Source organism: Nocardia amamiensis NBRC 102102, from assembly GCF_001612745.1.
Lineage (GTDB): Bacteria > Actinomycetota > Actinomycetes > Mycobacteriales > Mycobacteriaceae > Nocardia > Nocardia amamiensis.
Genome location: NZ_BDBA01000062.1, coordinates 1 through 5,884, shown reverse-complemented (window position 1 = coordinate 5,884; position 5,884 = coordinate 1). Strand labels below are relative to the sequence as shown.

Annotated in this window: 8 protein-coding genes; 6 read left to right on the top strand and 2 right to left on the bottom strand. The window is 66.8% G+C overall.

Annotation, left to right across the window (positions count from 1 at the left end; translation table 11 throughout):
• Positions 1–45 precede the first annotated feature (45 nt).
• The 3 genes from NA4_RS14355 (at position 46) to NA4_RS42575 (ending at position 1,885) form a co-directional block, all read left to right on the top strand.
• On the top strand, positions 46–789 hold the full coding sequence (locus NA4_RS14355; RefSeq protein WP_245671354.1) for a rhomboid-like protein: 744 nt from the start codon (positions 46–48) through the stop codon (positions 787–789).
• A gap of 37 nt (positions 790–826) precedes the next feature.
• Complete coding sequence (gene nucS, locus NA4_RS14350) at positions 827–1,516, top strand: endonuclease NucS (protein WP_067470014.1); 690 nt, start codon at positions 827–829, stop codon at positions 1,514–1,516.
• 63 nt (positions 1,517–1,579) lie between these two features.
• The gene (locus NA4_RS42575; protein ID WP_084497086.1) at positions 1,580–1,885 is read left to right on the top strand and encodes an Rv1322 family protein; all 306 of its coding nucleotides are present in this window, start codon (positions 1,580–1,582) and stop codon (positions 1,883–1,885) included.
• Between the two features lie 268 nt (positions 1,886–2,153).
• Here the strand turns inward: NA4_RS42575 and NA4_RS14345 are convergent, their stop codons facing one another.
• On the bottom strand, positions 2,154–3,152 hold the full coding sequence (locus tag NA4_RS14345) for a coiled-coil domain-containing protein (protein ID WP_067470012.1): 999 nt from the start codon (positions 3,150–3,152) through the stop codon (positions 2,154–2,156).
• 86 nt (positions 3,153–3,238) lie between these two features.
• The gene (mce, locus tag NA4_RS14340; protein WP_067470006.1) at positions 3,239–3,712 is read right to left on the bottom strand and encodes a methylmalonyl-CoA epimerase; all 474 of its coding nucleotides are present in this window, start codon (positions 3,710–3,712) and stop codon (positions 3,239–3,241) included.
• Positions 3,713–3,832: 120 nt separating this feature from the next.
• Between mce and NA4_RS14335 the strand changes: the two genes are divergently transcribed.
• The 3 genes from NA4_RS14335 to NA4_RS14325 all read left to right on the top strand — a co-directional run.
• A complete protein-coding gene (locus NA4_RS14335; RefSeq protein ID WP_067469999.1) occupies positions 3,833–5,011 on the top strand; it encodes an acetyl-CoA C-acetyltransferase in 1,179 nt (392 codons plus the stop codon).
• A gap of 238 nt (positions 5,012–5,249) precedes the next feature.
• Complete coding sequence (locus NA4_RS14330) at positions 5,250–5,618, top strand: DUF3817 domain-containing protein (RefSeq protein WP_067470021.1); 369 nt, start codon at positions 5,250–5,252, stop codon at positions 5,616–5,618.
• A gap of 13 nt (positions 5,619–5,631) precedes the next feature.
• Positions 5,632–5,884: thioredoxin domain-containing protein (locus NA4_RS14325; RefSeq protein ID WP_507763397.1), on the top strand; the 253-nt coding region annotated here is incomplete at its 3' end.

Here is a 5,884-nt window from a genome sequence, read left to right as displayed (position 1 = left end):
CGAAAAGTCGGTTTCGCGTCACGGAGCAGGGTTACCATGCGAACGATGGAGGTAGATATGGTTGTCGCGACGACGCCGAACGCCTCGGCGCCGCTCGATCCCAGCACGTCGGCGCAATCGCGTTGGCGGCGGCAGAGATTGCCCGCGACAGCCGGTTATCTGGCGGCGCTGATCGCCGTCTCGGCGGTTTTCTCGGTGCTCAGTGACTCCGCGCAGACGCGGATTGTGCTGCACGCGAGCACCAATCTGCACAACCTGCTGAGCGGCCGAATGGGGACGCTGCTGTCCAGCGCGTTCGTGATCGGTGACGTCGTGGGAGCCTTGGTCATCATCCCATTGCTCGCCGGTCTGCTCGCCCTTGCGGAACTCCGTTTCGGTGCAGTGCATTTGGTCGGCGTCTTCCTGGCCGGTCATATCGGCACCACGCTGCTTGTGGCGGCCGGTTTGTGGTTGGGCGTAGAAGCGGGGTGGGTTCCCGGGAGCGTCCGTTGGGCAGAAGACGTCGGCATCAGCTACGGAGCCATGGCGCTGGTGGGCGCACTGATCGCGGCCGTGCCGCAGCGGTGGCGGATCGCTTGGACCACAGCGTGGTCAGCCGTCGCTGTCGGGGGCGTACTGATCGGGCAGACTTTCACCCACGTCGGTCACCTGGTGGCATTTATCATCGGGACGGCCGCCGGCTTCTGCATGATTCACGCGAGAACCACCGCCCGGCGCAGGCTCACCCGGGTCGAAATCGCGCTGCTCGTCGTGAGCGCGCTCCTCGCGGCGATGCTGCTGATGGGCTGACCGCAACGGCATTTGGGCGCTCACCTACAGTGCTTGGGTGCGCCTAGTGATTGCTCGCTGCCAGGTCGACTACGTAGGGCGACTCACCGCCCATCTTCCGATGGCCCGCAGGCTGCTACTGATGAAAGCGGACGGCTCGGTGCTCGTGCACTCCGACGGCGGCTCGTACAAGCCGCTGAACTGGATGAGCCCGCCGTGCCGGCTGGAGGAACGCAACGGCGACAGCCAGCTCCCTGATGGCGCTGAGGCGCTGTGGGTGGTCTCGAACAAGGCCGGGGAAGAACTCCGCATCACCATCGAGGACATCGAGCACGACTCCTCCCATGAGCTGGGCGTCGATCCCGGCTTGGTGAAGGACGGGGTGGAGGCCCACCTGCAGGAGTTGCTCGCCGAGCACGTGCAGACGCTGGGCGCGGGCTACACACTCATCCGCCGCGAGTACATGACCGCGATCGGACCGGTGGACCTGCTGTGCCGGGACGCCGACGGCGGCACGGTCGCGGTCGAGATCAAACGACGCGGCGAGATCGACGGCGTCGAACAGCTCACCCGTTACCTGGAGCTGCTCAACCGCGACCCGCTGCTGGCCCCGGTCACCGGCGTCTTCGCGGCCCAGCAGATCAAACCGCAGGCCCGCACGCTCGCCGAGGATCGCGGCATCCGCTGCCTCACCCTCGATTACGACGCTCTGCGTGGCACGGAGAGCAACGAATTCCGCCTGTTCTGAGGCGTCCAGTTCGTAGGCGACCGGATGTACGGACGGCCCGCGAGTGGGTAATAGGCTTGTCGCATGCCCCGCCGGAAACCGCGTTCGGATCGCGACGCTGATCGCTCGCGGACTGCCGCGCCGCTCGGGGGCGTGTTCGGGCGCACGGAGTCGGGACCGGACGGTGACGAGACGTATGTCGTCCGCGCGATCCCCGGCACTCGTGCGATCAAAACTTACCGTTGCCCCGGCTGTGACCATGAAATCGCGCCTGGCGTCGCCCACATCGTCGCCTGGCCCGCCTACGGTGGTGAGGACGATCGCAGGCATTGGCACCGCGGATGCTGGAACAGCCGCCGCACACGCAGAATCACCCGGCGGTGGTCCTGACCCGCGGAAGCCGGTCTCGCAGTTCCTAGGGAGTCCAGGAGCGCCACGGCGCTGACTGCCTGGGGAGTGCGCGCCTGATGGACGGCGCGGCATGGTCTGATCATGCTGCCCCGGTACACCGGATGTCTGTCGCCGGTGTTCGGCGGATCGCGAATGTGGTTGCGGGCGTGGGGATTCACTGCCCTGGAATTAGGGAAGGCCGCCCCGTTGCGGGGCGGCCTTCGGTGAATTCGGTTGGAGTACTGCTTCAGTCGCCGTTGGCCCGACGTCAGTTGCTGATGTCGGCGCTCTCGCGCTCGTCCGAGTCGATCTCGTCGTCGGTGGCGACCTCGGGGATTGCCTTCTGACGCGAGCCGGTGACCGACTTGGTGCTGCCGCCGATCGACTTGCGCTGATCCGGAACGCCGTCCAGCAGTTCGCTTTCCCGGTTGACCGCGGCGAGCATCGCGGGCACCGAGTCGAGCTGACCGCGGATACCGAGCAGCTGGGCGAGCACGCGGCCGCGCAGCACGCGCATCTCCTCGGCCAGTTCCTTCGCGTGCGCGATCTTGCGCTCGGAGGTCTGGGTGGCGGAGGTGATGAGGCGGTTGGCCTCGTCGGTGGCGTCCTTGATCCGCTGGGCGGCCTCGGCGCGGCTGGTGGCCTCCAGCTCTTCCATCGCGCGGGTGAGCTTGGTGCGACGCTCGGCCATGGTGGCCTCGAAGTCCTGCTGGTTGGCCTTGCGCTTCGCGTCGGCTTCCTTGCCGATGCGGTCGGCCTCGGCCTGGGCAGCCTCGATGATCTTGGCGGACTCGGTGCGTGCGTTCGCGAGGGTCTGCTCGAATTCGATTTCGAGCGCCTCGCGCTTCTCCTTGGTCTCGGCGAGCAGCGACTCGTACTTGCCACGCATCTCGGTGGCCTGCTGCTCGGCGATCGACACCATTTCCGCTGCCTCGGCCTGCGCCAGGGCACGGACCTCGGACGCCTCGTCGGAGGCCAGGCGCAGCATGCGGGAAATGCGGTCGGACATGCCTTCCGCGGTGGTGGGCGGCACCGAGAGTCGGTCGACCTCCTTGCGGAGTTCGTCGATCTCGTCGCGCGCGTCTTCCAGCTGGCTTGCGAGGTTACGTGCTTGTGCCGCAGCGGCATCGCGGTCGGTGGCGGTGACTCTCAGTTCCGCGTCGAAGCGGTCGAAGTAATTACGCACCTCGTCTTGCGCATAACCCTTGCGCACAACGGTGAAGGGCAGTGCAACGAAGCGATTGCGATCGGACTCGGGTGACGACATGGCACACAAACTACAGCCTGAAGACACCCGATGGTGACTCGACTGCGAATGTCATTCCAACGAGTTTTCTCGACCTGACCTTGATACTAGTGCGTAACATTCGCGTTCGGTTCGACCAACTCGATCAGCACACCGCCAGCATCCTTCGGGTGGATGAAATTGATGCGGGAATCGGCCGATCCGGGCCGTGGAGCCTCGTACAGCAAACGCAACCCCTTGGCGCGGAGGTACGCGGAGACGGCGTCGATGTCGGTCACCCGGTAGGCCAGTTGCTGCAAGCCCGGGCCGCTGCGATCGATGAACCGCGCGATGGTGGACTCCGTGTTGAGCGGCGCCAGCAATTGCAGGGCGGTCGCTCGGTCCGGCGCGCCGGGCAGCGACAGCATGGCCTCGTGCACGCCCTGCGACTCGTTCACCTCGCGATGGGTCTCGACCATGCCGAGGTGCTCGGCGTACCAGGCCACCGCGGCATCCAGGTCGGGCACCGCGATGCCCACGTGGTCGACCGCGGTCACGTAGTCCGCGGGGATGAAAGATGACTGATCCGTAACGGTGCTCACCAGTCGAACGTAGCGCGACCTGGCCCAGGACGCGTGGACCGGACCCGCTACCGTTGAGTAGGAAAACTTGCTCTCGCGCCGCGGGTAGGCGCGGGCAGATCTACGAATGCGAGGCTCGTCGTGACCACTTCCGTGATCGTCTCCGGTGCGCGTACCCCGGTCGGCCGGCTGCTCGGGGGTCTGAAGGACTTCAGCGGCTCCGATTTGGGCGGTTTCGCCATCAAGGCGGCGCTGGAGAAGGGCGGCGTCGCGCCCGACCAGGTCGACTACGTGATCATGGGTCAGGTGCTCACCGCAGGCGCGGGCCAGATCCCCGCCCGCCAGGCGGCGGTAGCCGCGGGCATCCCGATGGACGTGCCCGCGCTGACGTTGAACAAGGTCTGCCTGTCCGGCATCAACGCGATCGCCCTCGCCGACCAGTTGATCCGGGCCGGAGAGTACGAGATCGTCGTCGCGGGCGGCCAGGAGTCCATGAGCCAGGCGCCGCATCTGCTCGAAAAGAGCCGCGAAGGCTTCAAATACGGCGACGTGACGCTGCGCGACCACATGGCCTACGACGGTCTGCACGACATCTTCACCGACCAGGCCATGGGCGCGCTCACCGAGCAGCGCAACGAGACCGACCAGATCAGCCGAGCGGACCAGGACGCGTTCGCGGCGGCCTCGCACCAGCGTGCGGCGGCGGCATGGAAGAACGGCGTCTTCGACGACGAGGTGGTCCCGGTCGCGGTGCCGCAGCGCAAGGGCGATCCGGTGCTGGTGAGCACCGACGAGGGCATCCGCGCCGACACCACCGCCGAATCGCTCGGCAAGTTGCGCCCCGCCTTCAGCAAAAGCGGCACTATCACCGCGGGCACCGCTTCGCAGATCTCCGACGGTGCGGCCGCGGTCGTCGTGATGAGCAAGGAGAAGGCGCAGTCGCTCGGTCTGAGCTGGATCGCCGAGATCGGCGCGGCAGGCGTGGTCGCAGGCCCGGACTCGACCCTGCAGGACCAGCCCGCCAACGCCATTGCCAAGGCCTGCGCCCGTGAGGGCATTTCGCCCGCCGACCTGGATCTGGTGGAGATCAACGAGGCGTTCGCCGCGGTCGGCATCGCCTCCACCCGCAAGCTTGGCATAGACCCGGAGAAGGTGAACGTCAACGGCGGCGCCATCGCCATCGGCCACCCACTGGGCATGTCGGGCGCGCGCATCTTGCTGCACCTGGTGCTGGAGCTGAAGCGCCGTGGTGGCGGTGTGGGCGCGGCAGCGCTCTGCGGTGGCGGCGGTCAGGGTGACGCGCTGATCGTCCGCGTCTGACGGCGGGCACGCGACGTCCCGTGCCAGATCATCGACTGATGGCCGTCCCGATCGTGGGCGGTCATAAGTCGTTTGGGCTCTGCTGCTGTAGGCGTGGAGGGTGTTGGGCCGTGAGGTGGGCGTCTGGGGCCGAGCGTGGGCGTGGGGCCCGCTGCGTAACGGCGACGCGTGGGCGACATGTGCGGGTGTGATTCGTTCCACTACGACGGCCCGTAGTGCATCCGGCACAATGGGGCGCATGGGCAATGTCTTCGACCTGAGCACGGTGGCCAAGCGGTTTCGGTTCATTGCGGTGCTCGAGGCGATCTCCTGGGTGCTGCTGATCATCGGCATGGTGTTCAAGCGGATTCCCGAGCCGGTGATGTGGCCGGTCAAGGTGTTCGGCATGACGCACGGAATCGTGTTCATTATGTTCGTGATCCTCGCGATCGTGACGGCGCGCGAGCTGCGCTGGAACGCCAAGACCACCGTGCTCGCGCTGCTGTCGAGCATTCCGCCGTTCTGCACTGTGCTGTTCGAGGTCTGGGCGGTGCGTTCGGGTCAGCTGGGTGAGCTGAGCAACGGCATTTCGGCCGAGTCCGCGGCGCCCGCGTCGGCCACGTCGTGACAAACTGGACGTTGTGAATCGACCAGCCGCACGCCGTCCTTCGCCCTCCGTCGCCGCCGCCATGTCCGGCGCGGTCGATCTGTCCAGCCTGAAGCAGCCCGCGAGTGGCGCGGGCGGTGCGGCCGGCGACTATGCGGTGTCCGAGGCCGACTTCGAGACCAAGGTCCTGCGTCGCTCGATGCAGGTGCCCGTGGTGGTCGTGCTGTACTCGCAGCGCAGCCCGGGCAGTGTCGAACTGGTCCGGACGCTGGAGCGTCTGGTGGCCG